Source organism: Pantoea sp. Ep11b, assembly GCF_040783975.1.
Classification (GTDB): domain Bacteria; phylum Pseudomonadota; class Gammaproteobacteria; order Enterobacterales; family Enterobacteriaceae; genus Pantoea.
In genome coordinates this window covers 3,473,215-3,490,497 of record NZ_CP160631.1, presented here as the reverse complement: position 1 = coordinate 3,490,497, position 17,283 = coordinate 3,473,215, and the positions used below count along the sequence as shown (strand labels likewise).

Sequence of the window (17,283 nt, the reverse complement as noted above, 5' to 3'; positions counted from 1 at the left end):
GACCGGGTGAAACCTGACAGGCATCCTGGCAAATGTGGCGGCGGCTGGCGACAGAAAAGTCGCGGTTTTCACCTCCCTGCGCGATTGCTGCGAGACGGCTCGCGGTTTATGCCGCCATTCAGCGGGCCAGACCGCCACAGGATTGCTTCAGGGCGTGGTCCCGGTCAGTGCAGCCCGTTCTGCAACGCCCAGACAGCGGCTTCGAGCCGGGATTTGAGGTTCATCTTCTTCAGCAGGTATTTGACGTGAACCTTGACGGTGCTTTCGCTGATCGCCAGTTTGCGGGCAATGGCTTTGTTCGTCATCCCGTCACTGATCAGTTGCAGAATGTCCCGTTCACGCCGGGTCAGCTGACTGATGTCGCGCGGCCGCGCAGGCTGCGCTTCACGCAGTCGGGCAACCAGAATCGGCGTCAGCGCTTCACTCAGGACAATCTGACCGGCCGCCGCCTGATACAGGGCTTTCAGCAGGGCTTCCGGCTCCATATCTTTCAGCAGATATCCGTCAGCGCCGCGCTTCAGTGCGCTGACGACATCCTCCTCGTTATCTGAGACGCTGAACACCACCACCCGACCGGACAGGGCCATTTCGCGTAACTGCGTCAGGACATCCAGACCGTTCAGACCGGGCATGTTGAGATCGAGCAGGATCAGGTCAGGATCGTGCTGCTGAGCCAGCGCCAGCCCCTCGGTGCCGTTACCGGCTTCGGCCACCACCTGCAGTCGCGGATCCAGTGCCATCAGCTGCTTCAGCCCGCTACGCAGCATGGGATGATCGTCAATCAATAAGAGCGTGTATTTCTCAGCCGTCACAATCTCTCCTGTTTCTGTCAGACCGCCAGCGTCGCGCAGACGACGAGGCCTATTTTAACGGGGAAGCAGGGAGGCCACATACCCCCAAAGGACTACTCCTTTATTTCCATCTGACCCTCTTTTCGCGGACAGCACTGTCAGGTGTGTTTAAACCTTATGATTTATAAGGGTTATCGCTTTTCTGACTGCTACTTAACCGGGATGAGCCGGAGCGGCCGTGCGCGGGCAACCTGCTCTGCCGTTGATTTGTATCAAGCAAGCCGCCAGGCCGTATACGCAGGATATGCACAATTATTATTCTGCTGATGAGAGAGTTATGACCCAATCCGCCCCTTTGCAAACCCCGACGCGCGGCGCCTTAATTCAGGACTGGCAGCCGGAAAATGAAGCGTTCTGGCAGGCGCGTGGTAAACGTATCGCCAGCCGTAATCTGTGGATTTCTGTGTTCTGCCTGCTGCTGGGCTTCTGCGTCTGGATGCTGTTCAGCACCGTTGCGGTTAACCTGAATAAAGTTGGCTTTAACTTCAGCACAGAACAGCTCTTTTTGCTGACCGCGCTGCCTTCTGTCTCCGGGGCGCTGCTGCGGGTGCCTTACTCTTTCGTCATTCCCATCTTCGGCGGACGCCGCTGGACCGCTTTCAGTACCGGTATCCTGATCATCCCCTGCCTGTGGCTCGGCTTCGCCGTGCAGGACAGTCAGACCTCCTTCGCAACGTTTATGGTAATTGCCCTGCTGTGCGGCTTCGGCGGCGCAAACTTCGCCTCCAGCATGGGTAACATCAGTTTCTTCTTCCCCAAAGCCCATCAGGGCGGCGCGCTGGGCATCAACGGCGGGCTGGGCAACCTCGGCGTCAGCGTGATGCAGTTCGTCGCACCGCTGGCGATCTCCTGCGCGATTTTTGCGTTTGCGGATAAAGGCCACGCTACCGTCGCCGGTGAGAGTATCTGGCTGGAAAACGCCGCCTGGATCTGGGTGCCGTTCCTGGCGGTCGGCACACTCGCGGCCTGGTTTGGCATGAACGATCTGGCGGCGGCGAAATCTTCGCTGCGTGAACAGCTGCCAGTGCTGAAACGGCCGCACCTGTGGGTGATGGCGCTGCTCTATCTGGCGACGTTCGGATCCTTTATCGGCTTTTCTGCCGGTTTTGCCATGCTGACCAAAACCCAGTTCCCTGGCGTGGTGATCATGCATTACGCCTTTTTCGGGCCGTTTATCGGCGCGCTGGCGCGTTCCGCAGGCGGCATCATTTCTGACCGTTTTGGTGGTACGCGCGTCACCCTGATCAACTACGTGCTGATGGCGCTGTTTGCCGCGCTGCTGTTCCTGACGCTGCCGGGTGACGGACACGAAGGCTCGTTCATCGCCTTTTTCGCCATTTTTATGGGCCTGTTCCTGACCTCCGGTCTGGGCAGCGGCTCTACCTATCAGATGATTGCGGTCATCTTCCGCAAACTGACGCTGGAACGCATCAAAGCCGAAGGCGGTGACGATGCGCTGGCTCAGCGTGAAGCGGCAACCGAGACCTCGGCGGCGCTGGGCTTTATCTCTGCGATCGGTGCGCTGGGCGGCTTCTTTATCCCGCAGACCTTTGGCCTGTCGCTCGCTATGACCGGCTCACCTGCCGGCGCAATGAAAATCTTCCTGGTCTTCTATCTCTGCTGCATCGCGGTGACCTGGCTGGTTTACGGGCGAAAAGCGCGCGCCTGATAACAACAAGGCCGGTGTGGCGCACCGGCACCATTTTCCTTTCTGTGTCGCGACAGATACAGAGTCAGCAATGTCATACCAGGCCTTCAGGAGTATTCCGGATGAGCAAGTTTCTTGATCGATTTCGTTATTTCAAACAGCTGGCCGAGCCCTTTTCCGGCCAGCACGGCCAGACGCTCAACAGTAACCGCGACTGGGAAGAGGGTTACCGCAGCCGCTGGCAGCACGATAAAATCGTGCGCTCAACCCACGGCGTGAACTGCACCGGCTCATGCAGCTGGAAAATCTATGTGAAAAACGGACTGGTCACCTGGGAGACCCAGCAGACCGACTATCCGCGCACCCGGCCCGATCTGCCCAATCATGAACCCCGTGGCTGTCCACGCGGAGCCAGCTACTCCTGGTATCTCTACAGCGCGAACCGCCTGAAATATCCGCTGATGCGTAAGAAGCTAATCCAGCTATGGCGGGAAGCAAAAGCGCAGCACCGCGATCCGGTTGACGCCTGGGCGTCCATCATCAGCAACCCGGAGAAAGCCCGCAGCTACAAACAGGCGCGGGGACGCGGAGGCTTTGTCCGCTCCAGCTGGCAGGAGGTCAACGAGATGATCGCCGCCGCCAACATCTGCACCGCGAAGACCTTTGGCCCGGACCGCATCATGGGCTTTTCGCCCATCCCGGCGATGTCGATGGTCTCTTACGCCGCAGGCGCGCGCTACCTCTCTCTGATTGGCGGCACCTGCCTGAGCTTCTACGACTGGTATTGCGATCTGCCACCTGCGTCACCCATGACCTGGGGTGAGCAGACCGACGTGCCGGAGTCGGCCGACTGGTATAACTCCTCCTATATCATGGCCTGGGGTTCAAACGTGCCGCAGACCCGTACCCCGGATGCGCACTTCTTTACGGAGGTGCGCTACAAAGGCACCAAAACCGTGGCGATCACGCCGGACTATGCCGAAGTCGCCAAGCTGTGCGACCAGTGGCTGAATCCGAAGCAGGGCACCGACAGCGCGATGGCGCTGGCAATGGGCCACGTCATGCTGAAAGAGTTTCATCTTGACCGTGAAGTCACCTATTTCCGCGACTACGTGCGCCGCTATACCGACATGCCGATGCTGGTGCTGCTGGAGCCGCGTGAGGGAGGCTACTATGCCGCAGGCCGTCAGCTGCGCGCCAGCGATCTGGTGGATGGACTCGGTCAGGAAAATAACCCGGAATGGAAAACCGTGGCGCTGAACCAGGCGACCGGTGAACTGGTTGCGCCGCAGGGCTCTATCGGCTTCCGCTGGGGCGAGAAGGGCAAATGGAATCTGGAGCAGCGCGATGGCCTGACACAGCAGGAAGTGGAGCTGCAGCTCAGCCTGCTCGGCAGCCACGACGAGGTGGTTGAGGTCGGTTTCCCCTACTTTGGCGGCATCACCCGCGAGCATTTCAACAGCGTTGCCCTGGATGAGATTCTGCGGCATAAGCTGCCGGTGAAACGGCTGCAGCTGGCGGATGGCAGTGAGGCGCTGGTCACCAGCGTCTACGACCTGACGCTGGCCAACTACGGCCTGGATCGCGGCCTGGAGGATGCCAGCTGCGCGCAGAGCTACGATGAGATCAAGGCCTATACCCCGGCCTGGGCCGAGCAGATCACCGGCGTCTCCCGTCAGAACATTATCCGCATTGCCCGCGAATTCGCCGAAAACGCCGAAAAGACCCGCGGTCGTTCGATGATCATTGTCGGTGCCGGTATGAACCACTGGTATCACATGGACATGAACTACCGTGGCCTGATGAACATGCTGATCTTCTGCGGCTGTGTCGGTCAGAGCGGCGGTGGCTGGGCGCACTATGTCGGCCAGGAGAAACTGCGTCCGCAGACCGGCTGGACGCCGCTGGCCTTTGGCCTCGACTGGCAGCGTCCGCCGCGCCAGATGAACAGCACCTCCTTCTTCTATAACCACTCCAGCCAGTGGCGCTATGAAACCCTGGCGACAGAGGAGCTGCTGTCACCGCTGGCGGATAAGCGCCGCTACACCGGCAGCCTGATCGACTTCAACGTTCGTTCCGAACGCATGGGCTGGCTGCCCTCCGCGCCACAGCTTAACGTCAACCCGCTGCACATCGCGGCACGGGCGAAAGCGGCCGGACAGTCGCCGCTGGCGTACACCGTAGAGAGCCTGAAGCAGGGCACCGTACGTTTTGCGGCCGAGCAGCCGGACGATCCACAGAACTTCCCGCGTAACCTGTTTGTCTGGCGCTCCAACCTGCTTGGCTCGTCAGGTAAAGGCCATGAGTACATGCTGAAGTATCTGCTGGGCACTGAAAATGGCATTCAGGGTAAAGACTTAGGCCAGCAGGGCCGCGAGAAGCCGGAAGAGGTGGAGTGGCAGGAGCAGGGGGCCGAAGGCAAACTCGATCTGGTGGTCACCCTCGACTTCCGTATGTCGAGTACCTGCCTCTACTCCGATGTCGTGCTGCCCACTGCGACCTGGTATGAAAAGGACGACATGAATACTTCGGACATGCATCCGTTTATTCATCCGCTGTCAGCCGCTGTTGATCCGGCGTGGGAGTCGAAAAGTGACTGGGAGATCTATAAAGGCATCGCCAGAGCGTTCTCCGATCTCTGCCCGGGCCATCTGGGGGTGGAAACCGATGTCGTCACGCTGCCGGTATTGCATGACTCGCCTGCGGAGCTGGCGCAGCCGTTTGACGCAAAAGAGTGGAAAAAGGGCGAGTGTGACCTGATCCCCGGCAAAACCGCACCACACATCATGGTGGTGGAGCGCGACTATCCGGCGACCTGGGAACGCTTCACCTCCCTGGGACCCCTGCTGGAAACCCAGGGTAACGGCGGCAAAGGTATCAGCTGGAACACCTGCAAAGAGGTCGATTTCCTCAAGCAGCTCAATTATGTCAAAGCGGCAGGCCCGGCAGCGGGTCAGCCCAATATCGACACGGCAATTGATGCGGCAGAGGTGATTCTGGCGCTGGCCCCGGAAACCAATGGGCAGGTGGCGGTAAAAGCCTGGCAGGCGCTGGGCGAGATCACCGGCCGCGATCACACCCATCTGGCGCTGAACAAGGAAGATGAGAAGATCCGCTTCCGCGACATCCAGGCGCAGCCGCGCAAAATTATCTCCAGCCCGACCTGGTCTGGTCTGGAAGATGAGCATGTCTCCTATAACGCCTGCTACACCAACGTCCATGAGCTGATCCCGTGGCGTACGCTGAGCGGCCGTCAGCAGCTCTATCAGGATCATGAGTGGATGCGCGCCTTTGGCGAGAGCCTGATGGTCTATCGTCCGCCTGTCGATACCCGCGCGGCGAAACCGTTACTGAACAGCAAACCCAACGGTAACCCGGAGAAAGCGCTGAACTTCCTGACGCCACACCAGAAGTGGGGCATTCACTCAACCTACAGCGACAACCTGCTGATGCTGACGCTGTCGCGCGGCGGACCGATCGTCTGGATGAGTGAAGATGACGCCCGCGAACTGGGCATTGCGGACAACGACTGGATCGAGGCGTTCAACGCCAACGGGGCGCTGACCGCCCGCGCGGTGGTGAGCCAGCGTATTCCGGCCGGAATGACCATGATGTACCACGCGCAGGAGCGCATCGTGAATATCCCCGGCTCGGAGATCACCAGCCAGCGCGGCGGGATCCATAACTCGGTGACGCGTACCTGCCCGAAACCGACGCATATGATCGGCGGCTATGCGCAGCTCTCCTGGGGCTTTAACTACTACGGCACCGTCGGCTCTAACCGCGATGAGTTTGTGGTGGTAAGAAAAATGAACAACGTTAACTGGTTAGATGGCGAGGGCAACGATGCCTGCCAGGGCAGCCAGCAGGAGGTAAAACCATGAAAATTCGTTCACAGGTCGGCATGGTGCTGAACCTCGACAAATGTATCGGCTGCCACACCTGCTCGGTAACCTGTAAAAACGTCTGGACCAGCCGCGAAGGCATGGAATATGCCTGGTTTAACAATGTGGAAAGCAAGCCGGGCGTCGGCTATCCGCACGCCTGGGAAGATCAGCAGAAGTGGAAGGGCGGCTGGATCCGTAAGATCAACGGCAGGCTGGAGCCGCGCATGGGCAGCCGCGTCGGCCTGCTGTCGAAGATCTTCGCCAACCCTGACGTGCCTGCGCTGGATGACTACTATGAACCCTTTGATTTTGACTATCAGCATCTGCACACGGCACCCGCCGGTAAACATCAGCCGATCGCCCGCCCGCGCTCGCTGATCACCGGTCAGCGGATGAAAAAGATCGAGAACGGCCCGAACTGGGAAGAGATCCTCGGCGGCGAGTTTGCCAAGCGCTCGCAGGACAGGAACTTCGACAACATCCAGAAGGAGATCTACGGCCAGTTCGAGCACACCTTCATGATGTATCTGCCGCGCCTGTGTGAGCACTGTCTTAACCCGGCGTGCGTGGCGACCTGTCCGAGCGGCGCAATCTACAAGCGCGGCGAAGATGGCATCGTACTGATCGATCAGGATAAATGTCGCGGCTGGCGGATGTGCCTGACCGGCTGTCCCTACAAGAAAATCTACTTCAACTGGAAAAGCGGCAAATCAGAAAAATGTATTTTCTGTTATCCGCGTATCGAGGCGGGTCAGCCCACCGTCTGCTCGGAAACCTGTGTCGGCCGGATCCGTTATCTCGGTGTGCTGCTTTATGACGCCGACCGGATCGAACAGGCGGCCGCTGCGAAAAACGAGAAGGATCTCTATCAGAGCCAGCTGGATATCTTCCTTGATCCCAACGATCCGGTGGTGATCGCCCAGGCGCTGAAAGATGGCGTCGCGCAGAGCGTGATCGATGCGGCGCAACGCTCGCCGGTCTACAAAATGGCGATGGAGTGGAAGCTGGCGCTGCCGCTGCATCCTGAATACCGTACGCTGCCGATGGTCTGGTATGTGCCCCCGTTGTCACCGATTCAGTCGGCGGCAGATGGCGGCGCGCTGGCGCACACCGGCGTGCTGCCGGATGTAGAAAGCCTGCGGATTCCGGTTGAGTATCTGGCGAATCTGCTGACCGCCGGTGACACCGCGCCGGTGCTGATGGCGCTGAAGCGGATGCTGGCGATGCGTCACTACAAGCGCGCGGAAAGCGTGGAGGGAGAGCGGGATATCCGGGCGCTGGAGCAGGTCGGCCTGACCGAAGCACAGGCGCAGGAGATGTACCGCTATCTGGCGATCGCAAACTATGAGGATCGCTTTGTGGTGCCCTCCAGCCATCGCGAACTGGCAGGCGAAGCCTTCCCGGAAAGCAAGGGCTGCGGCTTCAGCTTTGGCGATGGCTGCCGCGGCAGCGACAGCAAATTTAACCTGTTCAACAGCCGCCGTATTGATGCTATCGACATCGGTAAGAAGACGACGCGCCCGGAGGATGCCTCATGATCACGCTGCGTATTGTGTCGCGCCTGCTCGACTACCCGGACGAGGCGCTCTTTACCCACGCCCGCGACCTGACGGAGGCGCTGGATAGCGCCTGCGAACTCAGCGAGCCGCAGCGCGCACGGCTGGCAGACTTTATTCAGCAGCTCTGCGCCCGGCCTCTGCTCGACGTGCAGGCTGACTACTGCGAACTGTTCGATCGCGGCCGCGCCACCTCGCTGCTGCTGTTTGAACATGTGCACGGGGAGTCACGCGACCGCGGTCAGGCGATGGTCGATCTGCTGGAACAGTATCGCGCCGACGGTCTGGAGCTGGACAGCAAAGAGCTGCCCGACTATCTGCCGCTTTACCTTGAGTATCTCGCCTGCAAAAGCGATGAGGACGCCCGTCAGGGGCTGGATGACATCGTACCGATTCTGGCACTGCTGACCGCCCGCCTTGAGGCGCGACAGAGTCCTTACGCCGACCTTTTCGCGGCATTGCTGGCGCTCTCCGGCAGCGCAGTGGATGCTGCGGCGCTGAAACCGCAGGTAGCGCAGGAGGCACGCGACGACACCCCGGCGGCGCTCGATGCCGTCTGGGAAGAGGAGCAGATTAAATTTCTCGGCGAACAGGGCTGTGTCCCGGCGCAGCAGGCGATGCATCAGCGTCGCTTCGCCGCTGCGGTCACGCCGCAGTATCTGGATATCGCCGCGGCCACGGCGCGTACCACTGGAGAATCAGCATGAATTTTATCAACACCTTCTTCTTCGATATTTACCCCTATCTCGCCGGGACGGTCTTCCTGGTGGGAAGCTGGCTGCGCTATGACTACGGGCAGTACAGCTGGCGCGCCGGTTCCAGCCAGATGCTGGACAAGAAGGGGATGCGCCTCGCCTCCAACCTCTTCCACATCGGCATCATCGGTATCTTCTTTGGTCATGCCGTCGGGATGCTGACGCCGCACTGGATGTATGAATCCTTTCTGCCGATCGATGTGAAGCAGAAGCTGGCGATGATCGCCGGTGGCCTGTTCGGTGCAATGACCCTGGCGGGTGGGGCGCTGCTGCTGAAGCGCCGGCTGACCAATCCCCGGGTGCGCGCCACCAGCAGCGTCGGTGACATTCTGATCATCACACTGCTGGTGGCGCAGGCCACGCTGGGCCTGCTGACCATCCCTTTTTCCGCTCAGCATCCGGACGGCAGTGAAATGATGAAGCTGGTGGGCTGGGCGCAGGCGGTGGTGACGTTCCACGCGGGTGCGTCTCAGCATCTGGACGGGGTGGCGCTGATCTATCGCATCCACATGGTGCTGGGAATGACGCTGTTCCTGCTCTTTCCGTTCTGCCGCCTGGTGCACATCTGGAGCGCGCCGGTTGAGTATCTGACCCGCCGCTATCAGCTGGTGCGAAACCGCCGCTAAACGCAGCCTGGCCGCGGGAAAAACCCTCCCCCGCGGCCATCGTGACCGCTCCCCTCATTGACGTTTTTTTAAGATTTTGACCTGTATGTCATGGTCCTGAACGTCTACTATTAGCGCATCTGAATTCACCCCTCGTTTATGGATAACCGATGCGTTTCAAGTTAGCCCTTCTTGCGTTTATTCCGCTTCTGGCTTCCTGCAGCAGCAAACCTGAAGTTCCTTCACAGCAGAAGATGCTGCCTGCACCGCAGGGCGGTTTTTTACTGCAGCCGGCGCACAGCGGACAGGCGATGTCTGGTGACTTCGCCGGTAATCCGGCAGCCGAACAGTTCATCGATAAGATGGTGGAGAAGCATGACTTTGATCGTCAGCAGCTGCACAACATCATCGGGCAGGCAAAACGACTGGATTACGTGCTGCGGCTGATGGATCGTCAGGCGCCGAGCTACACGCCTGCGCCGGGTCCTAACGGCGCCTGGATCCGCTATCGCAACAAGTTCATCACCCCGGACAACGTGCAGAACGGCGTGGCATTCTGGAATCAGTATCAGGATGCGCTGCAACGCGCGCAGCAGGTCTATGGGGTACCGCCGGAAATTATTGTCGGCATCATCGGCGTGGAAACCCGCTGGGGTCGTGTGATGGGCAAAACCCGCATTCTGGATGCGCTGGCGACCTTATCGTTTAACTATCCGCGCCGCGCCGCCTACTTCAGCAGCGAGCTGGAGACCTTTCTGCTGATGTCGCGTAAAGAGCAGGATGATCCGCTGGCGCTGAAAGGCTCGTTTGCCGGGGCAATGGGCTACGGTCAGTTTATGCCCTCTTCCTACAATGACTATGCGGTTGATTTCAACGGCGACGGTCATGCCAACCTGTGGGATCCGGTGGACGCCATTGGCAGTGTGGCGCACTACTTCCAGAAGCATGGCTGGCGCAGCGGCGAAAATGTGGCGGTTCCGGCCAGCGGCCAGGCGCCGATGCTGGAAGATGGCTTTAAAACCCGCTACAGCGTGAGCATGCTGGCGGCTTCCGGCCTGTCACCGCAGGGTTCGCTGGATGGAAACGATCAGGTCAGCCTGCTGCGCCTCGATCTGGGCACCAGCTATCAGTACTGGTACGGCTTACCCAATTTCTACGTGATCACCCGCTACAACCACAGCACCCATTATGCGATGGCGGTGTGGCAGCTGGGCGAGGCGGTGAGCAAGGCACGGCAGGGCGGTCTGTTATAAAGGCTGTCCTTATTAACTGTAAGGTTATATGATGACGCCCTTTTTCAGGCCACCGCGCCGCTGATACTTCCGGAGTCGTTATGTCTTTACCTGCCTGCCCAGCCTGTCACGCCGATTACACCTGGCAAGATGGCGATAACCTTAACTGCCCCTCCTGCGGTCATATCTGGACCGCGGGAGAAGGCGACAACAGCAACGCCACACTGGAAGTGCGTGATGCCAACGGCAATCTGCTGGCAGATGGCGACAGCGTAACGGTGATTAAAGATCTCAAGGTGAAGGGCAGCTCCTCATCGCTGAAGATTGGCACCAAAGTGAAAAGTATTCGTCTGGTCGAAGGCGATCACAACATCGATTGTAAAATCGACGGTTTTGGCCCGATGAAACTGAAGTCTGAGTTTGTGAAAAAGAACTGAGATCGGGGGGGGCAGGGACGCGCCCGCTGTGTTCAGTACGGTTTTAGTTCCAGTCATCCCGCCTGCCGTGCAGCCCCTCTCTCTTTCCCGCGCCGTAACGCCACGATAATCGGTAAAGGTCTGCACTTTTTCGCTTTTCATCCGTCTGACTAAGCAGATGTCTCTGATAACCTGGTGAGAGGTCATGATGAAAGAGTGGGATCCCGTGCTGTATCGTAAATTTGAAGCGGAACGAACCCGTCCGGCCCGGGAGTTGCTGGCGCGCATCACGATGGAGCAGGTCGAGCGGGTTACCGATCTGGGATGCGGGCCGGGTAACAGCACTGAACTGCTTACTGACGCCTGGCCGCTGGCACAGATCACCGGGCTCGACAGTTCAGCGACGATGCTGACGCAGGCCAGAGAGCGCCTGCCGCGGTGTCGCTTTGTTCAGGCCGATATCCGTAGCTGGCAGGCGGATGCCCCGCAGCAGGTGGTTTATGCCAACGCTTCACTGCAATGGCTGGATAATCACTCCACGCTATTCCCTCATCTGGTTGCTCAGCTGGCACCCGGCGGTGTGCTGGCCGTGCAGATGCCGGATAATCTGCAGGAGCCTTCGCATCGGCTGATGCGCGAGGTGGCGGCATCAGCGCGCTGGCGGCCACTGATCAACGCAGAGGCCGCTGAGTGCACGCAGCTGCTCTCCGCGGGTGACTATTACGATCTGCTGACGCAGGCGGGTTGTGAGGTCGATATCTGGCGCACCACCTATTATCACGTCATGGCCGATGCGCAGGCGATTATCAGCTGGCTGCGGGCCACCGGCCTCAGACCATTTCTGGCGAGCCTGGATGAGGCCGGACAGCGCGCCTTTCTGGCCGATTATCATCAGCGTCTTGTCACCGCCTATCCTGCTCAGGCGGATGGCCAGGTTCTGCTCGCCTTTCCGCGTCTTTTTATGATTGCGGTGAAAAAACGGTAAGCGCGGTGGAAAGTCTGCCGCAAAAATAGCGCAATCGTGGCGGATGACCTTGAAAAAGTGCGCTTTCTGCACCACCTTCAACCCACAGCTAAACGGAGAGATGCAATGGACGATCAGCAATTGCAGGCGCTCAGCGCCCGGATAGGGGAGCAACTGAAGCAGCGCAATGCCACTGTCACCTGTGCGGAATCCTGTACAGGCGGATGGATTGCCAAGGTGTTTACCGATATCAGCGGCAGTTCCGCCTGGTTCGAACGCGGGTTTGTGACCTACAGTAATGAGGCGAAACAGCAGCTGGTAAACGTTCAGGCGGCGTCGCTGGAACAGGCTGGCGCAGTCAGTGAAGTGGTGGTGCGCGAGATGGCGCTGGGGGCCCGCGAGGCTGCCCGTGCCGACTACGCAATCTCGGTCAGCGGCATTGCCGGCCCGGATGGCGGCAGTGCAGAAAAACCGGTAGGTACGGTGTGGTTTGGCTTTGCCGGGCCGCAGGATAACGTGTTGACTTTTCTGCAGCATTTCAGCGGCGATCGTGATGCCGTCCGCCGCCAGTCGGTGGCGTGGGCCCTGCAGACACTGTATGGCGAATTTCTGACAAATTAAACTTGATACTGTATGACTATACAGTATAATTGTCGGCAACAGAAAGAGTGCAGGCACCAACTGAGTGCGTGTTTACCCGGCTTGATTAGGAGTTGAAATGGCGATTGATGAAAACAAACAGAAGGCTTTAGCTGCCGCGCTGGGCCAGATTGAGAAACAATTTGGTAAAGGTTCCATCATGCGCTTGGGTGAAGACCGCTCAATGGATGTGGAAACCATCTCGACCGGTTCGCTGTCGCTGGATATCGCGTTAGGGGCTGGCGGTCTGCCAATGGGCCGTATCGTTGAGATCTACGGACCGGAGTCTTCCGGTAAAACCACGCTGACCCTGCAGGTCATTGCGGCGGCACAGCGTAAGGGTAAAACCTGCGCCTTTATCGATGCGGAACATGCGCTGGATCCGGTCTACGCCAAGAAGCTGGGCGTGGATATCGAAAACCTGCTCTGCTCACAGCCCGATACCGGTGAACAGGCGCTGGAAATCTGTGATGCTCTGGCGCGTTCCGGTGCCGTTGACGTCATCATCGTCGACTCCGTTGCTGCGCTGACGCCGAAAGCGGAAATCGAAGGTGAAATCGGTGACTCACACATGGGCCTCGCGGCACGTATGATGAGCCAGGCGATGCGTAAACTGGCGGGTAACCTGAAGCAGTCAAACACCCTGCTGATCTTCATCAACCAGATCCGAATGAAAATTGGTGTGATGTTCGGTAACCCGGAAACTACTACCGGTGGTAACGCACTGAAATTTTACGCCTCTGTCCGTCTCGATATCCGCCGTATCGGTGCGATTAAAGAGGGCGATAACGTGGTCGGCAGTGAAACCCGCGTGAAAGTGGTGAAAAACAAAATCGCTGCGCCATTTAAACAGGCTGAGTTCCAGATCATGTATGGCGAAGGGATCAACACCTATGGCGAGCTGGTTGACCTGGGCGTCAAGCACAAGCTGATCGAAAAAGCGGGTGCGTGGTACAGCTACAACGGCGACAAGATTGGTCAGGGTAAATCGAATGCGAGCAACTTCCTGAAAGAGAATGCTGCTGTGGCAAACGAGATTGATATGAAGCTGCGTGAGATGCTGCTCAACGGCGCGGATGAAAAAGTGGCAGCGGATAAATCTGCTGACATCGAAAACGCCGAAAGCGAAGCGAACGAAGACTTCTAATCACAACAGCGGGAGAGGCGAAAGCCTCTCCCGCTGTTTTTGCCTCCTCAGTGTCCTTTTCCGCCTTTCCTCTGTCCTGTTCTGTCGCCATAATCTCCTCTCTGTTTGTACAAGGAGCGCAGTATGACTGAATCTTCACAGCCTCAGGCTCAACCTGACGTCGTCTCTTACTCCCGCCTGCTTGACCGCGCGATGCGCATTCTGGGTCAGCGCGATCACAGCCGTGCCGAACTGGCGCGTAAGCTGCAACAGTCTGCTCAGCGTGCCGCATGGGCACAAAAGAAAGAGCCCGAAATTATCCCCGACGATCTGCTGGAGCAGGTGCTGGACTGGTGTCAGGAGAGTGGCTGGCTGAACGACGAACGTTTTACCGAACGTTTTATTCAGAGCCGAAGCCGCAAAGGTCTGGGATCACAGCGCGTGCGCCTTGAGCTGGCCCAGAAAGGTATTGATCGCGAGGCGATTGACCTCGCGATGGAGGAGACAGAGGTTGACTGGGCGGCGAGAGCGGCACAGATGGCGGAGAGAAAATTTGGCCATCCGCTACCCACTGAGTGGAAAGAGAAAGCGAAAGTGCTGCGCTATCTGCAATCGAAGGGCTTTAAGAGCGAGGATATCCAGTCTGTTTTCAGAAATTTTGATGACTAAAAGCCGATGTAATTTTACTTCCCACTGAAGAAATTTTATCTTATTCCCACTTTTTGTTCCTCTGGTCAGGCACCACGAAAAGTGGCTGCGCCGATCGGAGGGAACGTTCGTTAGCGTGATTCCAGGACATATATGAGCAAGAGCACTGCTGAGATCCGTCAGGCGTTTCTCGACTTTTTTCATAGCAAGGGACATGAGGTTGTAACCAGCAGCTCCCTCGTACCGAATAACGATCCAACGTTGTTGTTTACTAACGCCGGGATGAACCAGTTTAAAGATGTGTTCCTCGGTCAGGACAAACGTGACTATACCCGTGCGACCACGTCGCAACGCTGCGTTCGCGCAGGGGGTAAACACAACGATCTTGAAAACGTCGGTTACACCGCCCGCCACCACACCTTCTTCGAAATGCTGGGTAACTTCAGCTTTGGTGATTACTTCAAGAGAGAGGCGATTGGTTTTGCCTGGGAACTGCTGACGAGCGAACAGTGGTTCAGCCTGCCAAAAGAGCGCCTGTGGGTGACGGTTTATGAAACCGATGATGAAGCCTTTGATATCTGGGCGAACGAAATTGGTGTGCCGCGTGAGCGCATCATTCGCATTGGCGACAACAAAGGCAGCGCCTACGCGTCAGATAACTTCTGGCAGATGGGCGACACCGGCCCTTGTGGCCCGTGCAGCGAGATTTTCTACGATCATGGCGATCACATCTGGGGTGGCCCGCCAGGCAGCCCGGAAGAGGATGGCGATCGCTACATCGAGATCTGGAACATCGTCTTTATGCAGTTCAACCGTCAGGCGGATGGCACCATGCTGCCGCTGCCAAAACCGTCGGTTGATACCGGAATGGGCCTTGAGCGTATCTCCGCCGTTCTGCAACACGTCAACTCAAACTATGAAATCGACCTGTTCCAGAAACTGATTCAGGCTGTCGCGAAGGTGACCGGCGCGACCGATCTCAGCAATAAATCACTGCGCGTGATTGCTGACCATATCCGCTCCTGCGCATTCCTGATTGCGGATGGCGTAATCCCGTCGAACGAGAACCGTGGCTACGTGCTGCGTCGTATCATTCGTCGTGCGGTGCGTCATGGCAACATGCTGGGCGCCAAAGAGGCATTCTTCTACAAGCTGGTTGCGCCGCTGATCGAGGTTATGGGTGCCGCGGGTGAAGAGCTGCAGCGTCAGCAGGCTCAGGTTGAGCAGGTGCTGAAAAGCGAAGAGGATCAGTTTGCCCGTACGCTGGAACGCGGACTGGCGCTGCTGGATGACGAGCTGGAAAAACTGCAGGGCGACACGCTGGATGGCGAAATCGTCTTCCGTCTCTACGACACCTTTGGCTTCCCGGCTGATTTGACGGCGGATGTCTGCCGCGAACGTAACCTGAAAATCGACGAAGCGGGCTTTGAGCAGGCGATGGATCAGCAGCGCCAGCGCGCGCGTGAAGCGAGTGGCTTCGGCGCAGACTACAGCAATGTAATCCGCATTGACGCGGCCTCTTCCTTTGAAGGTTACGAGCAGCTTGATTTAGCGGCCACGGTGAAAGCGCTCTATGTTGCTGGCGAGGCGGTGGATGAAGTGACCGCCGGTCAGGATGCCGTCGTTGTGCTGGATGAAACCCCCTTCTATGGTGAGTCGGGTGGTCAGGTTGGCGATACCGGGTTGCTGAAAGGGAAGAATGCTGAATTTAGCGTTCAGGACACACAAAAATATGGTCAGGCCATCGGTCATGTCGGTAAGCTGGCCGCAGGGCAGTTGCGTATCGGTGATCGCCTTGAGGCGCAGGTCGATGCGGCACGTCGTGCGCGTATCCGCCTGAACCACTCTGCGACCCACTTATTACACGCCGCATTGCGTCAGGTTCTGGGCGAACATGTGGCTCAGAAAGGCTCACTGGTTAACGACAAATATCTGCGTTTTGACTTCTCGCACTTCGAAGCGATGAAACCTCAGGAGATTCGCCGGGTCGAAGATATTGTCAATGCACAGATCCGCCGCAACCTGCCGGTAGAAACGGAAGTGATGGATCTCGACGCGGCGAAGTCTAAAGGTGCGATGGCTTTGTTTGGCGAGAAATATGACCAGCGCGTACGTGTTCTGACTATGGGTGATTTCTCTGTTGAGCTGTGCGGGGGAACCCATGCTGCACGGACCGGTGATATTGGTCTGTTCCGCATTCAGGCTGAATCAGGCACAGCGGCCGGTATTCGTCGTATTGAAGCGATTACCGGTGAAGCTGCGCTGGCCCAGGTCAATGCGCAGAGCAGCCAGCTGCACGATCTGGCGCAGCTGGTCAAAGCGAACAGCAGCAATCTGAACGAGAAGGTGCGTGGTCTGGTCGATCATGTCCGTGCGCTGGAGAAAGAGTTGCAGCAACTGCGCGATCAACAGGCCGCGCAGGAGAGTGCTTCACTGAGCAGCCAGGCTGTTGATGTGAAGGGCGCGAAACTGCTGGTCAGTGAGCTCAGCAATGTCGAACCTAAAATGTTGCGTACCATGGTGGACGATCTCAAGAATCAACTGGGGTCTGCGATTATCGTGCTGGCAACCGTGGCAGACGGCAAAGTGTCGCTGATTGCGGGCGTGACCAAAGATCTGACTGACCGCGTTAAAGCGGGCGAACTGATTGCCGGTCTGGCCCAGCAGGTGGGCGGGAAGGGCGGTGGTCGTCCTGACATGGCGCAAGCGGGTGGTAATGATGCTGAGGCGCTTAAAGGCGCTCTGGCAGGGGTAGAGAGCTGGGTCAACAGCCGCCTGTAATGAAATAGAATAAAGCATTGTATGAAGCGTCAGAACCCCGGTTCCGGCGCTTTTTAATACAGTGCCAGAGCAGCAAATGACAAAGTCAGGTTGATGTAGTGTATTTCGGCTAAACTAACTATCAGCAGAATGTATTGGCGCATCGATGCGCATAGGTGTCATTCTCACAGCCAAT

Annotated in this window: 13 protein-coding genes; 12 read left to right on the top strand and 1 reads right to left on the bottom strand. The window is 58.0% G+C overall.

All coding sequences use genetic code 11. The annotated features are described in order from the left end of the window. Positions 1-164: 164 nt before the first annotated feature. Complete coding sequence (gene narL, locus AB1748_RS16395; protein WP_111142182.1) at positions 165-812, bottom strand: two-component system response regulator NarL; 648 nt, start codon at positions 810-812, stop codon at positions 165-167. A 316-nt stretch (positions 813-1,128) separates the two neighbouring features. Between narL and AB1748_RS16390 the strand changes: the two genes are divergently transcribed. The 12 genes from AB1748_RS16390 to alaS all read left to right on the top strand — a co-directional run bounded on the left by AB1748_RS16390 (position 1,129) and on the right by alaS (position 17,108). Next, complete coding sequence (locus AB1748_RS16390; protein WP_293770335.1) at positions 1,129-2,520, top strand: NarK family nitrate/nitrite MFS transporter; 1,392 nt, start codon at positions 1,129-1,131, stop codon at positions 2,518-2,520. Positions 2,521-2,621: 101 nt separating this feature from the next. After that, positions 2,622-6,383: a nitrate reductase subunit alpha gene (locus AB1748_RS16385; RefSeq protein WP_367395784.1), complete on the top strand. Its 3,762-nt coding sequence runs from the start codon at positions 2,622-2,624 to the stop codon at positions 6,381-6,383. After that, positions 6,380-7,924 (top strand): nitrate reductase subunit beta, encoded by a 1,545-nt coding sequence (gene narH, locus AB1748_RS16380; RefSeq protein WP_111141442.1) that lies wholly within the window; start codon positions 6,380-6,382, stop codon positions 7,922-7,924. Before AB1748_RS16385 ends, narH begins: the two co-directional genes overlap by 4 nt. Continuing rightward, entirely contained in the window at positions 7,921-8,649 is a 729-nt protein-coding gene (narJ, locus tag AB1748_RS16375; RefSeq protein WP_111141441.1) for a nitrate reductase molybdenum cofactor assembly chaperone, read from the top strand. The genes narH and narJ overlap by 4 nt, the downstream gene beginning before the upstream one ends. After that, a complete protein-coding gene (narI, locus tag AB1748_RS16370) occupies positions 8,646-9,323 on the top strand; it encodes a respiratory nitrate reductase subunit gamma (RefSeq protein ID WP_111141440.1) in 678 nt (225 codons plus the stop codon). Before narJ ends, narI begins: the two co-directional genes overlap by 4 nt. A 149-nt stretch (positions 9,324-9,472) precedes the next feature. Then, positions 9,473-10,555: a lytic murein transglycosylase B gene (mltB, locus tag AB1748_RS16365; protein WP_111141439.1), complete on the top strand. Its 1,083-nt coding sequence runs from the start codon at positions 9,473-9,475 to the stop codon at positions 10,553-10,555. A gap of 80 nt (positions 10,556-10,635) precedes the next feature. Further along, positions 10,636-10,971, top strand: coding sequence for a zinc ribbon domain-containing protein YjdM (locus AB1748_RS16360; RefSeq protein ID WP_367395783.1), 336 nt, complete (start codon positions 10,636-10,638; stop codon positions 10,969-10,971). Between the two features lie 187 nt (positions 10,972-11,158). Further along, positions 11,159-11,935, top strand: a complete 777-nt coding sequence (gene tam, locus AB1748_RS16355; protein ID WP_367396354.1) for a trans-aconitate 2-methyltransferase — start codon at positions 11,159-11,161, stop codon at positions 11,933-11,935. A gap of 105 nt (positions 11,936-12,040) precedes the next feature. Continuing rightward, positions 12,041-12,535: a nicotinamide-nucleotide amidase gene (gene pncC, locus AB1748_RS16350; protein WP_111141437.1), complete on the top strand. Its 495-nt coding sequence runs from the start codon at positions 12,041-12,043 to the stop codon at positions 12,533-12,535. A gap of 97 nt (positions 12,536-12,632) precedes the next feature. After that, complete coding sequence (gene recA / locus AB1748_RS16345; protein ID WP_111141436.1) at positions 12,633-13,700, top strand: recombinase RecA; 1,068 nt, start codon at positions 12,633-12,635, stop codon at positions 13,698-13,700. A 123-nt stretch (positions 13,701-13,823) separates the two neighbouring features. Next, positions 13,824-14,348, top strand: a complete 525-nt coding sequence (locus AB1748_RS16340) for a regulatory protein RecX (protein ID WP_111141435.1) — start codon at positions 13,824-13,826, stop codon at positions 14,346-14,348. 132 nt (positions 14,349-14,480) lie between these two features. Beyond that, positions 14,481-17,108, top strand: a complete 2,628-nt coding sequence (gene alaS, locus AB1748_RS16335; protein ID WP_367395782.1) for an alanine--tRNA ligase — start codon at positions 14,481-14,483, stop codon at positions 17,106-17,108. The last annotated feature ends 175 nt before the right edge of the window (positions 17,109-17,283 follow it).

What these genes read in the sequence shown, in the direction of transcription:
- AB1748_RS16340 (WP_111141435.1), top strand. Translation starts at nt 13,824, where the DNA reads ATGACTGAATCTTCACAGCCTCAGGCTCAACCTGACGTCGTCTCTTAC.
- recA (WP_111141436.1), top strand. Translation starts at nt 12,633, where the DNA reads ATGGCGATTGATGAAAACAAACAGAAGGCTTTAGCTGCCGCGCTGGGC.
- tam (WP_367396354.1), top strand. Translation starts at nt 11,159, where the DNA reads ATGAAAGAGTGGGATCCCGTGCTGTATCGTAAATTTGAAGCGGAACGA.
- pncC (WP_111141437.1), top strand. Translation starts at nt 12,041, where the DNA reads ATGGACGATCAGCAATTGCAGGCGCTCAGCGCCCGGATAGGGGAGCAA.
- AB1748_RS16360 (WP_367395783.1), top strand. Translation starts at nt 10,636, where the DNA reads ATGTCTTTACCTGCCTGCCCAGCCTGTCACGCCGATTACACCTGGCAA.
- narI (WP_111141440.1), top strand. Translation starts at nt 8,646, where the DNA reads ATGAATTTTATCAACACCTTCTTCTTCGATATTTACCCCTATCTCGCC.
- narH (WP_111141442.1), top strand. Translation starts at nt 6,380, where the DNA reads ATGAAAATTCGTTCACAGGTCGGCATGGTGCTGAACCTCGACAAATGT.
- mltB (WP_111141439.1), top strand. Translation starts at nt 9,473, where the DNA reads ATGCGTTTCAAGTTAGCCCTTCTTGCGTTTATTCCGCTTCTGGCTTCC.
- narJ (WP_111141441.1), top strand. Translation starts at nt 7,921, where the DNA reads ATGATCACGCTGCGTATTGTGTCGCGCCTGCTCGACTACCCGGACGAG.
- AB1748_RS16390 (WP_293770335.1), top strand. Translation starts at nt 1,129, where the DNA reads ATGACCCAATCCGCCCCTTTGCAAACCCCGACGCGCGGCGCCTTAATT.
- AB1748_RS16385 (WP_367395784.1), top strand. Translation starts at nt 2,622, where the DNA reads ATGAGCAAGTTTCTTGATCGATTTCGTTATTTCAAACAGCTGGCCGAG.
- alaS (WP_367395782.1), top strand. Translation starts at nt 14,481, where the DNA reads ATGAGCAAGAGCACTGCTGAGATCCGTCAGGCGTTTCTCGACTTTTTT.